This window comes from Marinomonas dokdonensis (assembly GCF_052747885.1).
Map to the genome: position 1 here is coordinate 66,507 of NZ_JBRAND010000005.1, position 20,820 is coordinate 87,326.

Here is a 20,820-nt window from a genome sequence, read left to right on the forward strand (position 1 = left end):
TCCTCTTTAATACTAATTCAAATTTAAAAAAGGGGGCAAAATACCCCCCTTTAGAAACCAGCACAAACTAGATAGTTTGCTTACGCTTCAGCCGTTTCGCTTACTTCAACGAATTCGTCAGCGCTTCCAGCCGTTGCAGAACGGCCTTCAAGAACCGCGTCTGCAAAAGCAGAAACGTACAACTGAACAGCACGAATAGCATCGTCGTTTGCAGGAATGATGTAATCAATACCATCTGGATCACTGTTAGTATCAACGATACCGATAACAGGAATACCTAATTTGTTTGCTTCTTTGATAGCAATACGTTCGTGATCAACGTCAACTACGAACAACACATCAGGAAGACCGCCCATGTCCTTGATACCACCCATAGAAAGCTCTAGTTTTTCAAGCTCACGAGTACGCATCAAAGCTTCTTTTTTAGTCAGCTTCTCGAAAGTACCATCAGACATTTGAGTTTCAAGCTCACGAAGACGCTTGATAGATGCACGGATAGTTTTGTAGTTAGTCAACATACCACCTAACCAACGGTGGTTAACGTATGGCATACCAGAGCGAATCGCTTGCTCTTTAATCGTTTTAGATGCAGCACGCTTAGTACCAACAAACAAAACCTTGTTTTTGCTTTCTGCCATTTTCTTAACAAGCTCAAGTGCTTCGTTAAGAGCTGGAACAGTGTGCTCAAGGTTAATGATATGGATCTTGTTACGAGCACCGAAAATGAATGGCTTCATTTTTGGGTTCCAGTAACGAGTTTGGTGACCGAAGTGTGAACCAACCTGTAGAAGGTCGCGCATAGAAACTGTAGGCATTATCTTATCCTTTAATTTTGGGTTGTTTATGCTTACCAGCTAAAAGCATCAGTCAATAAAGGTTTAAGGCAACCTAAGACACCCCAGACACTCTTATTTATTGCGGTAAGATCGTTAGTTTTTTAATGTTTTACACCTTTTTCGAACCCTTGTTCGAAAGGCGGGCGTTTTATACCATATTTGACGCCAAACAAAAAGACTTGCGAGCATTTTTGCCGACTCAAACAAGGTCGTTTTTTTCCTAGAGGGAGGCGATTCTGCCGCCTAACTCATGTAGAATGTCTGACCATTATAGATAGCAACAATTTAAGACAGTTTTATTATGAGCAACGAAATCTTACAAAAAGTTGAAAACCTAACGAAAAATGGCCGCAGCCCAGTACCTGCACCAACCCCTCGTCCAGCAGCAACTCGCTTCAATGATATTAGTGATATTGAAGGTATGCGCGTCGCGGGCAAGTTAGCCGCTGACGTACTGATTATGCTTGAAGAATACATAGTGCCGGGCATTACGACTGAGCAAATCGATATTTTGGCACACAACTATATTGTGGATGTGCAAGGAGCGATTCCTGCGCCGCTTAACTATCATGGCTTTCCTAAGTCTTGCTGTACTTCAGTGAACGATGTGATTTGTCATGGCATACCAAATGACAAGGCCCTAAAGAAAGGCGATGCGGTGAATGTGGACATCACCATCATCAAAGATGGCTACTATGGCGACACCAGTAAAATGTTTTTTGCTGGGGCAGCATTGCCTCACGCAGAACGCCTAGCGAAAGTCACACAAGAATGCCTATACCTAGCCATTGACATGGTGAAACCTGGCACTCGTCTTGGCGATATTGGCGCTGCTATTGCCGCTTATGCTCACAAGCATCATTACTCAGTCGTTGAGGAATATTGTGGCCACGGTATTGGCACCACTTTCCACGGCGAGCCACAAGTGGCTCACTACGGCAAAGCTGGCACAGGCTTCGAACTTGAAGAAGGCATGACCTTTACCATCGAGCCTATGATTAACGCTGGTAAAAAACAGGTTAAGCATACAGGTTTGGATAACTGGATTGCCAAAACCAAAGATGGCCGTTTATCTGCTCAATATGAACACACCTTATTAGTGACTGCAGATGGAGTTGAAGTTCTTACACGCCGCCCAGAAGAAACACGCTTCTCATAAGAGAGCGTGTTCTACCCTAATCGTTCTTTAACGTTTTCTAGTATTTATCGAGGCTTTTGATATGGGTTTCCCTGCTTTTCCAGACGCTCCGCCACTGCTGACACAAGAAGAAAAAGACACACTGTCTGCCACCAACTGTTCGATCAAACACTACAAAGACGTTTTAGAAGAAAAAACTCTCGCTTACAACGACCTTTTTCACTCCCTTTATCCCATTGAAAAATTAGTAAAAGGTCTGGCAGCAGTCTATGACGAAGCCTTAAGTGCGGCATGGACTTCTAAAGGGCTCACTCAAGAAAGTAATGTTAGCCTAATCGCGGTGGGCGGCTACGGTCGTAGCGAACTACACCCTAAATCCGACATAGACCTGCTCATCTTGATCGATGATCAAACCGACGTACCGAAAGAGAAAATCGAAGGCTTTATCACCTTCTTGTGGGACATCAACCTAGATGTTGGTCACAGTGTGCGCACTATCAGTGAATGCGCCGACATAGCACAAAGTGATGTCACCATTATCACCAATTTGATTGAAGCTCGGACCTTATGCGGCTCCCCTGAACCGCTCAATGAATTGAACCGACGCATTGATAATGAACACATGTGGGATGGCCACTCTTTCTATAAGGCCAAGTTAGAAGAACAGAAACAGCGTCACGCCAAATATCAAAATACCGCTTACAACTTAGAACCTAATCTAAAAGAGTGTCCAGGCGGTTTGCGTGACATGCAAGTGATTGACTGGGTAGCCAAACGCCACCTACACACTAGCCGCTTTAGTGAACTGGTTGAAAAGGACTTTTTGTCTGAAGACGAATACGTACAGTTAAAAGGTGCAGTAGGCCACTTATGGCGTATTCGCTGGGCATTGCACATGATCGCAGGCCGCAAAGAAGACCGTCTATTGTTTGACCACCAACGCTCACTCACCAAATTATTTGGTTTTGACGATCTGGACTTGAAACGCAATGTTGAGCGCTTTATGCAGGGCTATTATCAAAGCGTAGCCGCCATTCAACAGCTTAATGATGTCTTGCTGCAACACTTTGAAGAGTCCTTTGTGCCAAGTGATGCCTGCAATAACATCCAAATCATCAACGACCACTTCCAAATTTATAACAACCAATTAGAAGCTCGCGACGATGAACTTTTCCAAAAAGATCCGACCTGTATGCTTGAGCTTTATGTGCTGTATGGTCAATTTGAAGACGTCCAAGGCATTCGCGCCAACACCATGCGCCAATTACGTGACAACTTGGATTTGATTGATGACGACTTCCGCAACAACAAGCGCAACACAGATTTATTCCTAGACATCATTTCCAGTCGCTACCGACTCAGCAGCATTTTACGATCCATGAAACATTTGGGGTTACTTGGCCGCTACCTACCAGAGTTCGGTGCCATTATCGGACAAATGCAGCACGACCTTTTCCACATATACACAGTAGACGCCCACACCCTACAACTTGTGGAAAACTTACGTCGCTTATGGTTGCCGGAATTCAAGCAAAAATTCCCAATTTCCTCACAAGCCATTCGTCATGTGCCAAAAGTCGAGCTACTGTATATTGCAGGTCTTTACCACGATATCGCTAAAGGCCGTGGCGGCGATCATTCGGAACTGGGCTGTGTCGATGCCCAAGCGTTTTGTGAACGTCATGGCTTGTCTAAACAAGACACTAACTTGGTAGTGTGGCTGGTGCGTAACCACTTGTTTATGTCGGTGACAGCGCAACGCAAAGATATCTCCGACCCAGATGTGATTTGGGAATTTGCCAGCTATGTGAAGAATCAAGAATACCTAGATTACCTCTTCATTCTTACCGTCGCAGACATTAACGCCACCAACCCTACTATGTGGAACAGCTGGCGCGCCTCTTTAATGCGTCAACTTTACTTGGAAACCAAACGCGCCTTGCGTCGCGGCCTTGATGATCCAATGGATGCCGCCATGCTCAGCGACGAACACAAGCAACGAGCACTAGAGATCATCATTGAGCGTAATGTTGATATCAGTGACGCTGAAGACATTTGGCAGACCATAGAAGACGAATACTTCATCCGCTCGAACGGCGATGAGATTGCGTGGAACACAGAAGCCATTTTGGCTCACCGTCCAAGTGACAAACCCCTAGTCGCGATTACACCACTTGGGGGGCGAAACTTCTCTGGTGCCAGCAAGATTTTCATCTATACCCAGATCAACAAGCATTTATTTGCGGTGACCACGGCCATTTTCGAACAACTGGGGTTAACGGTACTTGATGCCAAAATCAGCCACACCACGACGAACTATTCGCTGGATAGCTTTGTGGTTATGGACAGTAACGAAAATGGTACCGACCTGCACCTTGATAACGAACGTATTAAGATGATTCGTGACACTCTCACGGAGCAATTGGACTCGCCATCTTTATACGCCAGCCTAGTGCAAAGACACACGCCACGCATCTTAAAAATCTTCAACTCCCCTGCAACTGCGCACTTTGTTAGCCAGCCAGATGAAGTTTGGTCAGCACTTGAAGTAACTGCACCGGATCGTCCAGGGCTACTGGCACTGATTGGCCAGTTCTTTATGAATCACAACATCATGTTGCATAAAGCCAAGATCGCCACATTAGGTGAACGCGTGGAAGATACCTTCTACATCACTGAAGAAAATGGCAATCTGATCACAGATAACGATAAAATGACCGAAATTTGCCGTCTACTAAAAGAGAAAATTGACCGTTTTTCTCAGTCTATGGAATAAAACAATGAACCCTTTTATACATTCTTTGCACCCCTATCCTTTTCAAAAGCTTGCAGAGCTCTTAGAGGGGCTCACCCCGAATCCAGACAAGCCATTGATCAAGCTTACCATTGGTGAGCCTCAGCACGAGCCACCAAAGGCTGTTGTCGACACCCTACAAAACAGCTTGTCTGGGGTCAGTAAATACCCAAGCAGCAAGGGTGAATTAGCTTTACGCCAAGCCATTGCAGACTGGACAAAACAACGCTTTTCTCTTACTGAGTTATGCCCAGAAAGCCAAGTCCTACCGGTTACTGGCACTCGCGAAGCTCTGTTTGCCATTACTCAAACCCTAGTTGGTGAGAAAAGCCCTGCTTTGGTCCTTAGCCCTAACCCTTTCTACCAAATTTATGAAGGCGCTGGCATTTTGGCAGGGGCTGAATTGCACTTCTTACCTTGTGGTTCTGGTAACCAATATAAGGTGGATTACCAAGCGGTTAGTGATGAGGTTTGGCAACACTGTGAACTGCTATTTGTTTGCTCACCGAACAACCCAAGTGGCACAGTGACCACACTTGAAGATTACGAATTCTTGCTTAAAAAAGCAGCGCAGCATAGCTTCACCATAGTGGCGGATGAGTGTTACTCGGAAATCTACTTTGGCGATCAAGCCCCACTTGGCTTGTTGGAAGCTTGTCAAAAACTTGGCAACCTTGATTATAAAAACTGTTTGATTTTTCAGTCTTTATCAAAACGCTCAAACTTACCGGGCCTACGCTCTGGTTTTGTTGCCGGTGATGCCAGTCTATTAAAACCTTTCTTGCTATACCGCACCTATCAGGGCTGCGCTATGCCAATTCATCACCAACAGGCATCGATTACCGCTTGGCAAGATGAAAGCCATGTGCTGGAAAATCGTAAAATTTACGATCGTAAATTCTCACAGGTTTTAGATATCTTAAGCCCAGTCATGTCGGTAAAAAAACCCGAAGCAGGTTTTTACCTCTGGCCTGAATTGACCATGCAAGACGAAGATTTTTGTAAGGCTCTATATGAAGAAGAAGCCGTACTAGTGCTGCCAGGCAGTTACCTTGGCCGTACGGTAAATGGCCACAACCCAGGTAGCCAGCATGTACGCATGGCACTGGTGGCCGAAGAATCAGAATGTGTGGCAGCCGCTCAGCGAATTCGCAATTTTATAGAGCGCCACAACTTAAACTCAAACGCTTAACTTACTTTAGAACTCAGTCGGAGAAACTCAAATGAGCGATTCAATTTTCGCATTCGGTCTTGGTATCGGAACTCAAAACAAAGAAGGCAACTGGTTAGAGGTTTTCTACCCTGCACCGATTAAAGATGCCGATAAAAGCGCTCTAGATGCTATTTTAGAAAGCACTAACTACACCAGCGGCAACGACACCATCGTTCTTGATGAGGGCGACCTAAACCGCCTTCACATGAGCCTTTTAAAAGCTGGCAACATCGAACAAGCAGAATTGGCTTCGCGCCTTAAAGCTTCTACTCAACCGGTTGTTTTGTGTGTACTAGCAACGGATACCGCACCGGCTAACCCAGCTGAAGTCTATTTGAAGCTGCAAATGATCTCTCAACGCCTAATTCAACCACACAATACAGTACTAGATGGCATGTTTGGTCTATTGGTCAATACCGCTTGGACGAGCGAAGGCCCAATTGATGTTCGTGAATTGGCAGAGCGTCAATTGAGCGCGCGCATGGAAGGCCGCACTATCGAAGTCTTCAGTGTGGATAAATTCCCTAAAATGGTGAACTTTGTTGTACCAACGGGTGTTCGCATTGGCGATGCAGCACGTATCCGTCTTGGTGCTCACCTAGGTGAAGGCACAACCGTTATGCATGAAGGCTTTGTGAACTTTAACGCCGGCACACTGGGCACAAGTATGGTTGAAGGCCGTATTTCTGCAGGTGTTGTCGTTGGCGATGGCTCCGATCTTGGCGGTGGTTGTTCTACCATGGGTACCTTATCTGGTGGTGGCAACATTGTCATCGGTGTTGGTGAACAGTGTCTTATCGGTGCCAATGCTGGTATCGGTATTGGCCTAGGAGATCGTTGTACGGTTGAATCTGGCCTATACATCACTGCAGGATCAAAAGTAAACGTATTAGACGAGAGCAACGCATTAGTATCGACAGTAAAAGCCCGTGACCTATCAGGCCAGTCGGATTTGTTGTTCCGTCGCAACTCTCAAACCGGTGCCATTGAGTGTAAAACTAATAAAACGGCCATTGCACTGAACGAAGCCTTACACGCTAACAACTAATGAATAAAGAGCCACTTTCGTTTAGAAAGTGGCTCTCATTAAATCGAGTAGATATGATTAAAATTTACGGCATTAAAAACTGCGACACGATGAAGAAGGCCTTTCGCTGGCTGGAAGAACATCAGCTTGCTTACGACTTTCATGATTATAAAAAACTTGGACTCAGTGAAGAGCAGGCGAAAAGCTGGCTTGCTTCTCAGGGATGGGAAAACATCATCAATAAACGCGGCACCACTTGGCGTAAATTAGATGAGTCATTAAAAAATAATATGAATGATGAGTTAGCCCTGGAAGCGATCCAAAGCAACACTTCGATGATAAAGCGCCCAATCCTGGTGGCCGAATCAGGCGAGCTACTGTTAGGTTTTGATGCTGAGCGATACCAGCAAACGCTAATTAATCAATAGCAGGCGTATAGATGAGGCGAGACTCTTTGTGCGTAATGGTAGGTGTTACCGCAGGAGTATAACCAGCTGGCGCAACATCAGAACGAATTACAGGCACAAAATAATGCTCTTGAACAATTTGCTGCTCTGTAAATGCACTACAACCAGCTAAAATACAGCTCATTAAGAAAACAACACTTAATTTCATAACCCCACCTTTAATGAATTCTTCTGCAATATTAGCAGAACTTTTCTTAAAATAGTGGAAATAAAGACAAAGGTAAACAATGAATAACCTGTCACCGACGCTTGAATTAGCCCTAGACCTTATCTCCCGACCATCTGTCACACCTGAAGATGCAGGTTGCCAAGATTTGATGATCGCTCGCTTGGAAAAAATCGGCTTTAACATTGAGCCCATGCCTTTTGGTGACGTAAAGAACTTTTACGCAAAACGTGGTACGACAGGTCCTAACCTGTGTTTTGCAGGCCATACAGATGTGGTACCTACTGGTCCGGAATCTGCTTGGAAAGTGCCACCTTTTGAGCCAAAAATTCTTGATGGTATGCTGTATGGTCGTGGCGCAGCGGATATGAAAGGTAGTCTTGCGGCCATGGTGACAGCGGTAGAAAACTTCATTGCAGAACACCCTGATCATCAAGGGCAAATCTCCTTTTTAATTACCAGTGATGAAGAAGGGCCTTTTGTTGATGGTACCACTCGTGTGGTGGATGCCTTGATGGCAAGAAACGAAAAAGTAGATTGGTGTATCGTTGGCGAACCTTCCAGCACCAATGTACTGGGTGACATTATTAAAAATGGCCGTCGCGGCTCTTTTAGTGGTGACCTGACGATATATGGTAAGCAGGGGCATGTTGCTTACCCTCATCTTGCTAAAAACCCTATCCATCTGGCTGCACCCGCGTTAGATGAAATGGCTAACGCTCATTGGGATAACGGCAATGACTTTTTCCCGCCAACCAGCTTCCAAATCTCTAATATTCAGTCTGGCACGGGTGCCACCAATGTCGTTCCGGGCGAATTAAAAGCGCAATTTAACTTCCGCTTCTCTTCCGAGTTAGATTTTGATGCGTTGAAAGCCAGAGTGATCGAGATTCTTGAAAAACACCAGTTAGAGTACGACATTCAGTGGACCTATAATGGTTTGCCGTTTTTAACCCGCCCAGGTGAATTGGTTGATGCCATTGTCAGCTCAGTGCAAGAGACAGTAAATATCACCCCTGAACTTTCTACGTCTGGTGGCACATCCGATGGTCGCTTTATTGCTAAAATGGGTACCCAAGTAGTAGAACTTGGACCAATTAACGCCACCATACATCAGATCAATGAATGCGTTGATGCCGAGAGCCTTAACCAGCTTTCGAGTATCTACCAAGGCATCTTGAACAAACTTTTTGTGAAGTAATTGATACCATGCGCATCAGAGCATACTTACATCGTCTGGCTATTAAACTAGGCAATAATCCAAGACTCGCCATCATGAAAATGGTGCAAGGGGGCTTGGTGTTTCTGTTTGGTAGCTTGATGATCATGGTATCGGATAACGTCCTTAGCGACTCTCTTAGCCAAGAAATTATTGCCTTCTGTGGCCTTGTTGTTGCCGCAGCTGGCGTCTTATGGACGCTAGTAGGTTACCTTTCTATGAGTGTCTTAAGGCTTTATCACATGATGAGTAAGAAGGATTAAACCATGCAACCCGATATAGAAATTTACGTTTTGTCCTGCCCAACCAATCGTATTATCGATTGGCTAACAGGTGAGTTCCTTGTCGTAAAAAGCCCTGCCACCAGTGGGCTTACTACAAAATTATGGATTAAACATAATGAGACGGACATAGAAGTCACTATTCTGGAGCAAGCGGCGGGTAAGCGTTTTACTTCTATTTGGTTCAATTCCGATAAAACCCCTTGGGCGACAGATTCAGACTGTGCCCAACATGCCTATCAAGCGTTACAACATGAAATACGTTGTAACTTCCAAAGTTGGGAAGAAGCTGGCGATCAAGATCCAGATCAGTGGTGGCGCGTCAACGCAGATGGCGCTGGCCCGTTTATCTGGAATTAACCTTTCTAAGCGTCACACTTTCCGACAATAAAAAATAGTAATAGAGAGTTTTACATGCAAATCACACTTCTTAAAGGCAAACTCCACATGGCCAGTGTTTCTCAAGCAGAGCTTTGGTATGACGGTTCCTGCGCGATCGATGCCGATTTGGTTAAATTAGCTGGCTTTAGAGAATTTGAGAAAATTGATATTTACAACGTGGATAATGGTGAACGCTTTCACACCTATGTGATCCTAGCGGAAGCAGGCTCAGGAACCATTTCCATGAATGGTGCTGCGGCTCGTAAGGTACAAGTAGGCGATCGTGTCATTATTGCTGCTTACGGACAAATGGAAGAAGAAGCTGCAGACAACTTCAAACCTAAACTGGTCTACTTAAACAAAGACAATACGGTTGAGCGTACCACTAACACAATTCCGGTACAAAAAGACTAGGTATCTTCCCTATCGATTAGCAACAAAAAAGCCTGCTGTGTCATCACACAGCAGGCTTTTTTTTACAAACTTGATAGCTGATTAAGCTAATACAGCTAAGGCAGCCTCATAGTTTGGCTCATCCGCTGTCTCTGCCACTTGCTCTGTATGAAGCACTTGGCCATTTTCATCAAGGACAACAATTGCACGAGACAAGATGCCCTGCAAAGGACCGTTAGTGAAGGTCAAGCCATAGTCCGCACCGAAACTAGAACGGAAGCTTGAACCTGTATCAACATGGTCAATACCTTCCGCGCCACAAAAACGTGCCGCAGCAAAAGGTAAGTCAGCAGATACACATACCACATTTACGTCTTTAAGCGCGGCAGCCGACTCGTTGAACTTACGTACTGACGTTGCACAAGTTGGCGTATCAATAGACGGAAAAATATTCAAGACCAGTTTTTTACCCGCAAAGTCTGCCAATGTCGCGACAGATAGATCTGTTTTTACCAATTCGAAATCTGGCGCACTAGAACCTACAGCAGGCAATGAACCCACTGTCTCAAACGGCGTGCCTTTAAGTGTAACTGTTGCCATTTCTATAACCCTTTTTAATATTGAATATTAAGATTAGCCACGAACGATGGAGACGTTTTCAGCTTGTTTACCTTTCTCACCTTCGGTGACATAAAAACGTACCAATTGACCTTCTACCAAGAAGCGGCGGCCACGGCCACGGATAGCACGGTAATGAACAAAAACATCGTCGCCATTATCCATTGTTAGGAAACCAAAGCCTTTAGAAGAGTTAAACCATTTAACAGTCCCCTGCTCACGGTCATCATCTTCATCTTCTTCTGAATCGGCATTAGCAGCAGGCGCTTTAAACTGGCTCAGAACCGCCCCAAGGTAAACAGAAACAAGAACAAAACCAAAGTAGGTTAAAAAGTTTGTTCCTACTTCTTCTTTTAAAACGGTTGCCATTAGAAGCGGAGCAATCAATGCGATCACTAGGCTAATAATAAAGGTTTTAAGTGAAAAAATATTTGAACCAGCAGAAGATCCTGTGTTGCGCGTAACATTTTCCTGATGATCATTCATAACAATGTCTCTTATCAAATTTAATTTTGGTGTGAATAGAAGCTTTTCTAAAAACGAAATAAGGCTTCATGTAATTTACTAAAGTGAATAAATGCAAATTTACTAAACTCTTCCTGAAATCGTCATGGGAAGCGTAACAAGATAGTAGTAAAATATCTGACTTCTTCAAAAACAAATTTCAGCAATTCCAGCGCGTTATGTAAAGATTCACATAACAAAACGTATAGAAAGGCTAAAATCCTCAGAGTTTAGCTCATTAAGGTTAACACACAGATGGCACCGATGAATACCTCAGAAAACGACCAACGTATCGACGAACTCGAAATTAAGCTTCAATTCCAAGAAGATACAATTGATAGTTTGAACGCAGCCTTAATCAGACAGCAAAAGGATATGCTATTAATACAAGAACAATTATCATTACTTGTTAAACAATTAGAAACCTATCGCCAGCAGCAATCAGAGAATGAGGCGGTCCATGATAATGAAAAACCACCCCACTATTAAATCTCAGCATCCAGAGATTTAATAACATATATATCAAAGCGCCCGGATTTACCTTCTAGCTGATAAGTTGGTTGAGAAGCATTTAAAAAGGGCGCGCCTTTAGGACGTTTTACCACCACACGATATTGCGCAAGTGACATAGCCATAGGCAGAAGCTCGTCTGCATCTAAATCAGCCCCCACTAAATCACGAAAGAAAGCCATTTCTTTTTTAGCCGCCGCAGTGGATTTTTCCATATGAGGAAACATAGGATCTAAATACACCACATCGTATGCTTGCCCTGATAGCGTTTTAATATCGCCATCCAGCAAGGTCATCTGCTGAGAGATCACGGCAACCTCTTCGTTTAAAGACGCTCGATACAAGCCGTCTTTCAGCAATGCTCGGACAAAACCAACTCGCTCACACAAATGCACACGACAGCCTAAACTTGCCAATACAAAAGCATCCCGCCCAAGACCAGCCGTGGCATCCAGCACGGATAATTGGCCGCGTTTATTAAGGCCAACCGCTTTGGCTATGTCTTGTCCCTTGCCGCCACCGAAGCGACGCCTGTGGTCCACCGCACCTGAGGTAAAATCCACAAAGACAGGCTTAGGTGCTCCTTTGCCCGTTTTAGCCAATGCCACACCACAGGTTGAAAGGACGAGCAGGTAATCGTATTCCTTCACGAATTTAAGAGGAGATTTCAGGGTAAAATAATTCAAACTCAATTGTTGGGCGAGGTTTTGAGCTTCTGTAATAAGTGAGGTGTCTTCGGCACTGACTGCAAGGGTATTAGGCAAAGACGTCAATTCCTATTAAGACATTGCGAGGGTTAGCGGAAGAAAGTGATTCTGTCGCTTGATATGCATTTAGAGCTTGTTGTGTAGAAGTATTAAAATCCCCATAGGGACTAAAACGAGCGCTGGATTCAGCCCCCATCACACCATCAAAATCTGCTACGGAACTGGGAACAGGCTTTGCCGACACTAATTGCTGAGACGAACTGCCATTGTAGCCTGCATTTTGCGTGCGGCCATGAGTTGGCTGAGAAACCACTGGAAATTGTGAATTAATTTGCATGACCCCTCCTCAGCTATTTAGCCATTATTGATAAACAATGGCTAAGAGTAAAGCAGCTAAAATTAAACGATAAATCATGAATGGCATGAAGCCTATGGTATTTAACCATTTTAAGAAAAAATAAATACACAAATAAGCACTAACCGCGGATAAAACCACACCCGAAATTAGGCTACTCCAATCCACTTGTATATCCTTAGTAATGAGTTCCACCAGTTTTAAACTGCCAGCGGCGAGAATCAAAGGAATAGACAATAAAAACGAGAAACGTGCAGAGCATTCGCGGGAAAAGCCCATAAAACGTGCCGCCGTCATGGTAATACCAGAACGGGATGTGCCTGGAATAAGCGCTAACGCTTGAGCAAAACCTATCACCAAAACGGATTTGAATTTAAAATCGTCTTCGACTTTTTTGCTTAAGCCATATCGATCCGCAAGCCATAATAAAATACCAAAACCGATAGTAGTGTAAGCAATCACTTCGATAGAACGAAGGTGTGTTTCTATAAAGTTACCGAATAGAAGCCCAGCAAGACAAGCAGGAATGGTCGCTAAAATAATCCACCAAGCTAAGCGACTCTCACCACAGCTTTTACCACCTTTAAATGTACAACACCAGGCTAGGAAGATATTCATAATATCTTTGCGAAAATAGCCTACTACGGCAATCAAGGTACCAATATGTACAGCCACATCAAATGCTAAGCCTTGGTCTGGCCAATTCAATACTTGGGCAGGAAGAATTAAATGCGCCGAACTGGAGATGGGTAAAAACTCAGTCAGACCCTGTATTAATGCAAGAAAGACAATGTGGTACCAAAGCATAACCTAGCGTTTTCCTATCCGTGGTGCTTGTTTTTCCCAAGTGACGTTATCACGTAAATAAGTGGGGATGGCATCATAACAACTTTGCATTTCGCCGTTTGCAAAGGCCAATTGTGCAAGCTCGGCAATACTTGCCGCCCTTGGCAAATTTTCTGCCAAGACGTGTGCAGGAGCGTTTGGCAATAATGCCGACAGTTCTTGCTGATAGCACCAGCCTGAACCAATTCCTTGGTAATCTTGAGCAAGACTTGGCAAGTTATCAGGCTTAGCGACTCGTTCTTCCAGTAACAACTCAATGCTGTATTGACCATCAGCTTTATTCACATGATAGCCCCCTAGATAAACTTCACCCATACGGGCATCTAGAGCACTCAACCAATAATTCTCACCGGTTTTCTGGAAGCCTTCTAGAGCCATGGCCGCCAGTGTAGACACGGGGATAACAGGTTTATCGGCACCGTAAGCCAACCCTTGTACGACGCCAGCGCTAATCCGCAGCCCAGTAAAAGATCCAGGACCGCGTCCAAAAGCAATGGCGTCTAGATCGGACAAAGATAATTCTGCTTGAGCAAGGATTTGCTCGACCATAGGGAGGATTAAGGCATTATGTTGACGGGGCGCGATGCGGAAATCTTCCAACACCACACCGTCTATATTCAACGCCACAGAACAAGCTGACGTTGAAGTATCCAAAGCTAATATTGCTGTCATCGAATCTCTAGGCCTTTAAGGAAGCTAACAGACCTTGTTTGATTTCGTTAAGATCACCAACACCGTTTACGCTAACAAATTTAGGCGCTGCTGCGGCATCTTGTGCCAGCCAATCTTTGTAATAGCCGATCAATGGTGCGGTTTGGTCATGGTAAACACCCAAACGCTTGCGAACAGTTTCTTCTGTATCATCAGCACGTTGTACTAAAGGTTCACCTGTCACATCGTCTTTGCCCGCTTCTTTTGGTGGGTTATACACTAGGTGATAAGTTCGGCCAGACGCTTCATGAACACGACGACCACTCATGCGACTAACGATTTCTTCGTCTGCTACATCGATCTCAACAACAAAGTCGATTTTTACGCCAGCGTCTTTCAATGCATCCGCTTGTGGAATAGTACGAGGGAAACCGTCAAACAAAGCACCATTTACACAATCGTCTTGTGTTAAGCGCTCTTTTACTAGGCCAATGATGATGTCATCAGAAACCAATTGACCGGCATCCATAACCGCTTTTGCTTTTAAGCCCATATCACTGCCAGCTTTCACTGCGGCACGTAACATATCGCCTGTTGAAATTTGAGGAATCCCAAATTCTTCCGTGATGAATTGAGCCTGAGTACCCTTACCAGCGCCAGGTGCACCTAATAATATTACTCGCATAAAAAGTCTCCAAAAGTCAGCTATATACTGAATTACAAGTTTTCTTATTTTTATCTCGCATGGACACGCGAATAACGCGAAAACACCGCGTTCGAAAATAGTAAACTTGCATGCTATAAAATGAATGGTCGCCAAGCATACCCAAGCAAGCTATTAGTATGCAAATTTACTGACGGATTTTTTCACTTTTATTGTGCTTATAGTGACTATAAGCACAATACGGTGAAACTTTAGCCGGTATTTTGCATACCACTTGCGATACCTGCCATAGCGATCATTAGCGCCTTGTTAACCTCAGGATTATTCTCATCCTTACGGCTGCGATACAGAAGCTCAGCTTGTAGGTAATGCAATGGGTCAATATAAGGGTTACGCACGTCGATAGACTGGCGAATCGTCTTATTATCTTCGATTAGGCGCTCTTGCTGTTTAAGTGTTTTCACAAGAGTACTAACTTGTGTCAGCTTACTGCGCAATAAACGCCCCAAGCCTCTTAGCTCTTCCCCTACTAGACGCTTTTCATAGTACTCAGCAATTTCTGGTTCTGACTTGGCCAATACCATGTCGAGCATGTCGAGGTAGGCCCCAAAGAATGGCCATTTCTTATGCATTTCTTGGAGTTTTTCTAAGTTTCCAGATTCCACTGCTTGCTGTAGCGCACTCTCAGCTCCCAACCAAGCAGGTAGCATTAAGCGAATTTGCATCCAAGCAAATATCCAAGGAATCGCGCGTAAGCTTTCCACACCGCCATCAGAACGACGGCGAGCAGGACGTGATCCAAGAGGCAATTTAGCCAACTCTTGTTCTGGTGTAGTGGCTCTAAAGTAAGGCACAAAATCTTCATGACCACGGACAATGGAGCGGTATTGATTCATACCCACTTCGGCCATTTCATCCATGATGGCGCGCCACTCATCTTTGGGCGCTTGCGCAGGCATTAAGGAAGCTTCCATCACGGCAGAGCAATAAAGCTCTAATGAACGCACCGCAATATCCGGAATACCGAACTTGAATCGGATCATCTCCCCTTGCTCTGTCACCCTAATGGCACCATTCACCGAGCCTGGTGGTTGAGACAAAATAGCCACATGAGCAGGACCGCCACCACGACCTACGGTACCACCACGGCCGTGGAACAAAGTCAGGTGCACACCGTGTTTCTTACAAAGTTTGGTGAGTGCTTCTTGCGCTCGGTATTGGCCCCAAGTGGCTGCTATTTGCCCAGCATCTTTGGCGGAATCTGAGTAGCCGATCATGACTTCTTGATGACCATTAATGTAGGCTTTGTACCAAGGCAATGAGAATAGTTGTTCGATAATTGGCTCAGCATTATCCAAATCCGCTAGCGTCTCAAACAGAGGCGCGATACGCATTGGGAAAGTGACCCCAGACTCTTTCAACATTAGGGCAACAGCCAACACATCAGAAGGGGCGCTGGCCATAGAGATTACGTAGGAACCAAAAGAGTTGGCTTCTCCTTGCGCGATCATGGCAAAAGTGTCTAACACTTCCTTCACTTCTTCGCTTGGCGACCAGTCCATAGGCAATAATGGACGTTTAGAGTTAAGCTCTGTTAATAAGAAGGCTTGGCGAGACGCTTCGTCCCACTCCGCATAATCCCCTAAACCATAAAAACGAGTAATGGCAGACAAGGCATCAATATGGCGGGAGGCATCTTGGCGAACATCCAAACGTGCCAACGTCATGCCAAAGGTTGCCGCACAACGAATTAGGTCTAGTAAAGAACCATTGGCGATAACCTTCATGCCGCTGTCGATAAGCGATTGGTAACACAATACTAGATCATCAATCAGCTCTTTACTGTTGAGGAAGATGCCTTCATCGGAGGCCGCTTCGCCATCTAAACAGGCTTTGGCCCAGTTTTTGGTAGCGATCATTTTGTTTTCAAGCTGACGTAACACTTCACGATAGGGCTGAGCACTGTCGCCCACTCGATCGCGCATTGCTTGGTTGCACTGAATCATGGAAAATTCAGAACGTAGAACCGAAAGATCCTTGATGTACAGATCCGCGGCCATCCAGCGAGCCAATAGGGCCACTTCTTTGGTGACGGTATGAGTAACATTTGGGTTACCGTCTCGGTCGCCCCCCATCCAGGTTGCAAAACGAATTGGGGCTAAATCTAGCGGCAGACTTTCGCCATTAGAATACTGGCTAAACTGCTCGTCTAATTGACGGAAGAAACGCGGTACAGCTTGCCATAAAGACTGTTCAATTACTGCAAAGCCCCATTTGGCTTCATCAACTGGGGTTGGGCGCTGTTCACGGATCTCATCCGTATGCCAAGCTTGGGTAATAATCTCTTTTAAGCGACGAATATGCTTGGTTTCTTCTAAAGGCAAGATATTGTCTTTATCCAGCGCTTCTAGCTCACTGGAAATATTATCGTATTTACGAATCAGAGAACGGCGCACGACTTCGGTAGGGTGAGCGGTTAACACCAATTCAATGGATTGATTACGCAAGGACTCAAGCATTTGCTCGCCGCTAAAATCTTTCTCGGCTAAACGTTTTAGCAGATCACCAATCGGGTTTTGATAAACCCCTAGACTTTCATTGGTACGGCGGCGATGCACGCGGTGATACTGCTCGGCAATGTTCGACAAATTAAGGAACTGGTTGAATGCGCGAGCAACAGGGACAATCTCATTGTCATCCAATTTTTCTAGCGCGGCGATTAATGCGGTGGAGTCGCCTGTGAGTCGTCCATCTTTAGAAAGCTGTCGAATGTTTTCGACCTTCTCTAAAAAGCCTTCCCCTAAATGATTACTCATGGTTTCCCCTAAGCAATCCCCTAGTAACCTGACATTTTCACGTAATGATGCCTGACGATCGTTCACTATATCCCTCCTACTCATCACCTGGTCAAGAATAACCAGATCAAAATATTGTTAATAACTTGAGTCTTAACATACTCGATTAAACGACATTTTTTGAATTTCTATAAGCCTTCGCGCTTGGCTTGGTCCCATAGTTTATCGAGCTCTTCCAAACTCGTTTCTTGCAACGACGCCTCTCGCTCCCCCAGTAGCTCTTCGATACGACGGAAGCGGCGACGAAATTTAACATTGGTTTTCATCAGTGCGACATCTGGCGAAACAGACAAATGACGCGCCAAATTACTCATTGCAAAGAGCACATCGCCCATCTCTTCTTCCACATGGGTTTGATCTTGTTCGCTCAATGCTTCTTCCAGCTCGTCAAGTTCTTCACGAATCTTGGCGAAAACAGGGGCAACATCAGGCCAATCAAAGCCAACTTTGGCGACTTTTTTCTGTATTTTCACCGCTTGCATCAAGCTAGGCATCGCACTGGGTACATCATCTAAGATACTTTGACTCTGCACGCCTTTACGAGCTTTTTCTTCGGCTTTGATTTTCTGCCATTGCAGGCTAATCTCTTCATCCGACAGTTCCGAGGCTTCGCCAAAGCGTGATAACTCACCACCTGGAAACAAGTGTGGATGGCGACGTAGCATTTTATCCACCAACCCATTGACCACATCGTCAAAATCAAAAACCTTTTGCTCACTAGCGATTTGAGCCTGAAAGACCACCTGAAACAGCAAATCGCCTAGCTCTTCTTTTAAGTCTGCTAGGTTCTCTCTTTCTATGGCATCCACCACTTCATAGGCTTCTTCCAAGGTGTACTGGGCCAAACTTTGGTAGGTTTGTTTAAGGTCCCAAGCACAACCAGACTCTTTATCGCGCAAGCATGACATCAGGGTCAGCAAAGACGTTAGTGATTCACTCAAAAATCTTTTTCCCTAAACACATTCAAGACATTGGGCAACTGGTTGATGCGATGGAGCAGTTTACTCAAGGCACCAATCTCTCCCACCTCAATGGTGAAACGAATACAAGCGGTATGGCTCTCCTTTGCCGACAAGGTATTCATAGACAACAAGTTTACTTTTTCATTGGCCAGCAAACCTGTTATGTCATTGAGTAGGCCCGTGCGATCATAAGCTTCTACCTGAATGTTCACTGGGTAAAGATTATCAAGTTCCTCACCCCAGTTTACTTCCACGATACGCTCAGGCTCGTCCAAGCTTAGCTGCGCTATGTTCAAACAATCCTGCTTATGTATGGAAACACCACGTCCTTGGGTTATGTAGCCCATAATGCTGTCACCCGGAATCGGCGTACAACAACGGGCCATTTGCGTCATCAGTTTGCCCACCCCAAGAATATGAATATCGTCATCGGAAGACTTATGACGACTCTTCTTAAGACGAACAGGGCGTATTGGCGCAGAGCCACCATCAAGGCTGTAAAACTCATCAATTGATCGTAACACTCGCGCCAATAAGATATCACCGGCACCCAATGCCACATATATATCTTCCGCATTGGATAAATTAAATCTTGATGCAATTTTGGCAAGATCAATGCGGTTGTCGTCTATTCCTAGGCGTTTCAACTGTTTATCCAGTAGGGTTTTACCTGCCTCTAGATTTTTCTCACGATCTTCTTTTCTAAACCAGTTCTGAATTTTGGCTCGGGCACGGTTGGTCTGTACGTAACCTAAGGTAGGGTGCAGCCAATCTCGGCTTGGCGTGCCCTCTTTCGAGGTCATAATTTCCACTTTGTCACCCGTTTTTAGGTGAGTGACCAAAGAAGTAATTTTGCCGTTAATTTTTGCTCCACGACAACGGTGACCAATTTCCGTATGAACACGGTATGCGAAGTCTACCGGGGTCGCATTCACAGGCAAATCAACCACATGGCCATCAGGGGTAAAGACATAAATACGGTCTTGGTCGATGTCACTACGAACTTGCTCTGAAAGGGACTCCAAATCCCCCTGTACTTCATGGAAGTCCAAAATGGTACGTAGCCACTGCAATTTTTCTTCGTAGCTAGAACTGTTCGAGCTTAAATCTGTACCCTTATATTTCCAATGGGCACACACCCCAAGTTCCGCATCTTCATGCATAGTATGAGTACGGATCTGTATCTCGACAGCACGCCCTTGAGGACCAATCACCGCGGTATGCAATGACTGATAACCATTGGTTTTTGGATTACTGATATAGTCATCAAATTCTTGCGGAATAGGACGCCACAGGTTGTGTACTATTCCTAATACCCCATAACACTCCATGGGCTCGTTAACGAGAATACGCACAGCACGCACATCATAAACTTCATCGAAACTGATGTTTTTTCGCTTCATTTTGCGCCAAATACTGTAAATGTGTTTGGCGCGGCCCATTAGGTCCGCATGAATGTTAATCGCTTCTAAACGCTCACGTAGCATATTGATCACATCATCAATGAACTGCTGACGGTCAAGGCGTTTTTCATCTAGGCATTTGGCAATGCGTTTGTAATCGTTAGGGTAAAGATAACGGAAGGAAAGGTCTTCCAACTCCCACTTAATATGTCCAATGCCCAACCTGTGGGCCAAAGGGGCGTAAACACTTTGCACTTCAAGGGCGACGGTGACCTGGCGGTCTTCATCTTGGTGTTTAGCTTCTTTAATGGCACATGCACGCTCTGCCAACTTAATCAGCACGACGCGGACATCGTCTATGATAGACACAAGCATTTTACGTAGGGATTCAAGCTGGTTTTCGCTGCTGCCAAGCACTTCTGCTGCCGAATCAGCACTGAGGTTTTTAGAGACTTCCCCCATGCGAATAACGCCTTCGATCAAAGACGCTACTTTACGACCAAACATATCCACCACGCGGGAAATTGGTAACTGATCTTCCCTTACCACTCGATACAAAGCGGCGGCCAATAAAGAGTCTTGATCGGCACGAAAGCCGGATAAGATTTCAACCATTTCTAGACCTGCACGGAAGGTACTCGCTTGAGCCCCCCAGTAGGAAGGTCGCGCCGATTGCAATTCCGCTAGTCGCGCCACTTCGCAAGCCATGCGCAAGGGCACTCTAGAATTGTCATCAATTTCGTCAGCAAATTGCGCCATCCAGGCATCAATATCAACCGTGCCATCGTCCGTAATTGGATGATCTTTTCTTACCGTTACCATTTGCTTGT

General features: G+C 45.1%; 22 protein-coding genes. 10 read left to right on the plus strand and 12 right to left on the minus strand.

The annotated features are described in order from the left end of the window. Positions 1 to 80: 80 nt before the first annotated feature. Positions 81 to 815, minus strand: coding sequence for a 30S ribosomal protein S2 (gene rpsB / locus ACUM5Y_RS13150; RefSeq protein WP_445977336.1), 735 nt, complete (start codon positions 813 to 815; stop codon positions 81 to 83). Between the two features lie 322 nt (positions 816 to 1,137). On the opposite strand from rpsB, the gene map reads away from it, so the two are divergent. The 5 genes from map to ACUM5Y_RS13175 all read left to right on the plus strand — a co-directional run bounded on the left by map (position 1,138) and on the right by ACUM5Y_RS13175 (position 7,436). Continuing rightward, positions 1,138 to 1,995 carry a type I methionyl aminopeptidase gene (gene map, locus ACUM5Y_RS13155; RefSeq protein WP_445977337.1) on the plus strand — a complete coding sequence of 286 codons (858 nt, stop codon included), beginning with the start codon at positions 1,138 to 1,140 and terminating at the stop codon, positions 1,993 to 1,995. Positions 1,996 to 2,056: 61 nt separating this feature from the next. Further along, on the plus strand, positions 2,057 to 4,750 hold the full coding sequence (gene glnD, locus ACUM5Y_RS13160) for a [protein-PII] uridylyltransferase (RefSeq protein ID WP_445977338.1): 2,694 nt from the start codon (positions 2,057 to 2,059) through the stop codon (positions 4,748 to 4,750). A gap of 4 nt (positions 4,751 to 4,754) precedes the next feature. Next, positions 4,755 to 5,960: a succinyldiaminopimelate transaminase gene (gene dapC, locus ACUM5Y_RS13165; protein ID WP_445977339.1), complete on the plus strand. Its 1,206-nt coding sequence runs from the start codon at positions 4,755 to 4,757 to the stop codon at positions 5,958 to 5,960. A gap of 31 nt (positions 5,961 to 5,991) precedes the next feature. Then, a complete protein-coding gene (dapD, locus tag ACUM5Y_RS13170; protein WP_445977340.1) occupies positions 5,992 to 7,029 on the plus strand; it encodes a 2,3,4,5-tetrahydropyridine-2,6-dicarboxylate N-succinyltransferase in 1,038 nt (345 codons plus the stop codon). Then, positions 7,029 to 7,436, plus strand: coding sequence for an ArsC family reductase (locus ACUM5Y_RS13175; RefSeq protein ID WP_445977341.1), 408 nt, complete (start codon positions 7,029 to 7,031; stop codon positions 7,434 to 7,436). Before dapD ends, ACUM5Y_RS13175 begins: the two co-directional genes overlap by 1 nt. Here the strand turns inward: ACUM5Y_RS13175 and ACUM5Y_RS13180 are convergent. Next, entirely contained in the window at positions 7,426 to 7,623 is a 198-nt protein-coding gene (locus ACUM5Y_RS13180) for a hypothetical protein (protein WP_445977342.1), read from the minus strand. The two genes, ACUM5Y_RS13175 and ACUM5Y_RS13180, sit on opposite strands and share 11 nt — an antisense overlap. A gap of 79 nt (positions 7,624 to 7,702) precedes the next feature. On the opposite strand from ACUM5Y_RS13180, the gene dapE reads away from it, so the two are divergent. Genes dapE through panD form a run of 4 tightly spaced genes read left to right on the plus strand, consistent with a single transcriptional unit; the run spans position 7,703 to position 9,936 of the window. Continuing rightward, entirely contained in the window at positions 7,703 to 8,842 is a 1,140-nt protein-coding gene (gene dapE / locus ACUM5Y_RS13185; RefSeq protein ID WP_445977343.1) for a succinyl-diaminopimelate desuccinylase, read from the plus strand. Between the two features lie 8 nt (positions 8,843 to 8,850). Next, positions 8,851 to 9,123 carry a hypothetical protein gene (locus ACUM5Y_RS13190; RefSeq protein WP_445977344.1) on the plus strand — a complete coding sequence of 91 codons (273 nt, stop codon included), beginning with the start codon at positions 8,851 to 8,853 and terminating at the stop codon, positions 9,121 to 9,123. A 3-nt stretch (positions 9,124 to 9,126) separates the two neighbouring features. Further along, positions 9,127 to 9,501: a hypothetical protein gene (locus ACUM5Y_RS13195; RefSeq protein ID WP_445977345.1), complete on the plus strand. Its 375-nt coding sequence runs from the start codon at positions 9,127 to 9,129 to the stop codon at positions 9,499 to 9,501. Between the two features lie 54 nt (positions 9,502 to 9,555). After that, the gene (gene panD, locus ACUM5Y_RS13200) at positions 9,556 to 9,936 is read left to right on the plus strand and encodes an aspartate 1-decarboxylase (RefSeq protein WP_445977346.1); all 381 of its coding nucleotides are present in this window, start codon (positions 9,556 to 9,558) and stop codon (positions 9,934 to 9,936) included. A gap of 81 nt (positions 9,937 to 10,017) precedes the next feature. Here the strand turns inward: panD and tpx are convergent, their stop codons facing one another. Beyond that, positions 10,018 to 10,515 carry a thiol peroxidase gene (gene tpx / locus ACUM5Y_RS13205; protein ID WP_445977347.1) on the minus strand — a complete coding sequence of 166 codons (498 nt, stop codon included), beginning with the start codon at positions 10,513 to 10,515 and terminating at the stop codon, positions 10,018 to 10,020. A 33-nt stretch (positions 10,516 to 10,548) separates the two neighbouring features. Further along, positions 10,549 to 11,019 (minus strand): cold-shock protein, encoded by a 471-nt coding sequence (locus ACUM5Y_RS13210; protein WP_445977348.1) that lies wholly within the window; start codon positions 11,017 to 11,019, stop codon positions 10,549 to 10,551. A gap of 273 nt (positions 11,020 to 11,292) precedes the next feature. Here ACUM5Y_RS13210 and ACUM5Y_RS13215 point away from each other — a divergent pair, with 273 nt between their 5' ends. After that, positions 11,293 to 11,526 (plus strand): SlyX family protein, encoded by a 234-nt coding sequence (locus ACUM5Y_RS13215; protein WP_445977349.1) that lies wholly within the window; start codon positions 11,293 to 11,295, stop codon positions 11,524 to 11,526. Here ACUM5Y_RS13215 and ACUM5Y_RS13220 read toward each other — a convergent pair. The 8 genes from ACUM5Y_RS13220 to relA all read right to left on the minus strand — a co-directional run bounded on the left by ACUM5Y_RS13220 (position 11,523) and on the right by relA (position 20,812). After that, on the minus strand, positions 11,523 to 12,311 hold the full coding sequence (locus ACUM5Y_RS13220) for a class I SAM-dependent methyltransferase (RefSeq protein WP_445977350.1): 789 nt from the start codon (positions 12,309 to 12,311) through the stop codon (positions 11,523 to 11,525). The two genes, ACUM5Y_RS13215 and ACUM5Y_RS13220, sit on opposite strands and share 4 nt — an antisense overlap. Next, a complete protein-coding gene (locus tag ACUM5Y_RS13225) occupies positions 12,304 to 12,591 on the minus strand; it encodes a hypothetical protein (RefSeq protein WP_445977351.1) in 288 nt (95 codons plus the stop codon). The genes ACUM5Y_RS13220 and ACUM5Y_RS13225 overlap by 8 nt, the downstream gene beginning before the upstream one ends. Positions 12,592 to 12,615: 24 nt before the next feature. Next, a complete protein-coding gene (locus tag ACUM5Y_RS13230; RefSeq protein WP_445977352.1) occupies positions 12,616 to 13,416 on the minus strand; it encodes an undecaprenyl-diphosphate phosphatase in 801 nt (266 codons plus the stop codon). A 3-nt stretch (positions 13,417 to 13,419) separates the two neighbouring features. After that, positions 13,420 to 14,127: a tRNA (adenosine(37)-N6)-threonylcarbamoyltransferase complex dimerization subunit type 1 TsaB gene (tsaB, locus tag ACUM5Y_RS13235; RefSeq protein WP_445977353.1), complete on the minus strand. Its 708-nt coding sequence runs from the start codon at positions 14,125 to 14,127 to the stop codon at positions 13,420 to 13,422. 7 nt (positions 14,128 to 14,134) lie between these two features. Further along, complete coding sequence (gene adk, locus ACUM5Y_RS13240) at positions 14,135 to 14,791, minus strand: adenylate kinase (RefSeq protein ID WP_445977354.1); 657 nt, start codon at positions 14,789 to 14,791, stop codon at positions 14,135 to 14,137. Between the two features lie 230 nt (positions 14,792 to 15,021). Then, positions 15,022 to 17,652: a phosphoenolpyruvate carboxylase gene (ppc, locus tag ACUM5Y_RS13245; RefSeq protein WP_445977355.1), complete on the minus strand. Its 2,631-nt coding sequence runs from the start codon at positions 17,650 to 17,652 to the stop codon at positions 15,022 to 15,024. A gap of 101 nt (positions 17,653 to 17,753) precedes the next feature. Then, positions 17,754 to 18,566, minus strand: coding sequence for a nucleoside triphosphate pyrophosphohydrolase (gene mazG, locus ACUM5Y_RS13250; protein WP_445977356.1), 813 nt, complete (start codon positions 18,564 to 18,566; stop codon positions 17,754 to 17,756). After that, positions 18,563 to 20,812: a GTP diphosphokinase gene (gene relA, locus ACUM5Y_RS13255; protein WP_445977357.1), complete on the minus strand. Its 2,250-nt coding sequence runs from the start codon at positions 20,810 to 20,812 to the stop codon at positions 18,563 to 18,565. The genes mazG and relA overlap by 4 nt, the downstream gene beginning before the upstream one ends. Positions 20,813 to 20,820 lie beyond the last annotated feature (8 nt).

Bases quoted from the DNA above. Each gene is read 5' to 3' on its own strand.
- ACUM5Y_RS13180 (WP_445977342.1), bottom strand. From the start codon at position 7,623: ATGAAATTAAGTGTTGTTTTCTTAATGAGCTGTATTTTAGCTGGTTGT.
- adk (WP_445977354.1), bottom strand. From the start codon at position 14,791: ATGCGAGTAATATTATTAGGTGCACCTGGCGCTGGTAAGGGTACTCAG.
- tsaB (WP_445977353.1), bottom strand. From the start codon at position 14,127: ATGACAGCAATATTAGCTTTGGATACTTCAACGTCAGCTTGTTCTGTG.
- tpx (WP_445977347.1), bottom strand. From the start codon at position 10,515: ATGGCAACAGTTACACTTAAAGGCACGCCGTTTGAGACAGTGGGTTCA.
- dapC (WP_445977339.1), top strand. From the start codon at position 4,755: ATGAACCCTTTTATACATTCTTTGCACCCCTATCCTTTTCAAAAGCTT.
- ACUM5Y_RS13190 (WP_445977344.1), top strand. From the start codon at position 8,851: ATGCGCATCAGAGCATACTTACATCGTCTGGCTATTAAACTAGGCAAT.
- ACUM5Y_RS13195 (WP_445977345.1), top strand. From the start codon at position 9,127: ATGCAACCCGATATAGAAATTTACGTTTTGTCCTGCCCAACCAATCGT.
- ACUM5Y_RS13215 (WP_445977349.1), top strand. From the start codon at position 11,293: ATGGCACCGATGAATACCTCAGAAAACGACCAACGTATCGACGAACTC.
- rpsB (WP_445977336.1), bottom strand. From the start codon at position 815: ATGCCTACAGTTTCTATGCGCGACCTTCTACAGGTTGGTTCACACTTC.
- map (WP_445977337.1), top strand. From the start codon at position 1,138: ATGAGCAACGAAATCTTACAAAAAGTTGAAAACCTAACGAAAAATGGC.
- panD (WP_445977346.1), top strand. From the start codon at position 9,556: ATGCAAATCACACTTCTTAAAGGCAAACTCCACATGGCCAGTGTTTCT.
- ACUM5Y_RS13210 (WP_445977348.1), bottom strand. From the start codon at position 11,019: ATGAATGATCATCAGGAAAATGTTACGCGCAACACAGGATCTTCTGCT.
- glnD (WP_445977338.1), top strand. From the start codon at position 2,057: ATGGGTTTCCCTGCTTTTCCAGACGCTCCGCCACTGCTGACACAAGAA.
- ACUM5Y_RS13225 (WP_445977351.1), bottom strand. From the start codon at position 12,591: ATGCAAATTAATTCACAATTTCCAGTGGTTTCTCAGCCAACTCATGGC.
- relA (WP_445977357.1), bottom strand. From the start codon at position 20,812: ATGGTAACGGTAAGAAAAGATCATCCAATTACGGACGATGGCACGGTT.
- dapD (WP_445977340.1), top strand. From the start codon at position 5,992: ATGAGCGATTCAATTTTCGCATTCGGTCTTGGTATCGGAACTCAAAAC.
- dapE (WP_445977343.1), top strand. From the start codon at position 7,703: ATGAATAACCTGTCACCGACGCTTGAATTAGCCCTAGACCTTATCTCC.
- ACUM5Y_RS13175 (WP_445977341.1), top strand. From the start codon at position 7,029: ATGAATAAAGAGCCACTTTCGTTTAGAAAGTGGCTCTCATTAAATCGA.
- ACUM5Y_RS13230 (WP_445977352.1), bottom strand. From the start codon at position 13,416: ATGCTTTGGTACCACATTGTCTTTCTTGCATTAATACAGGGTCTGACT.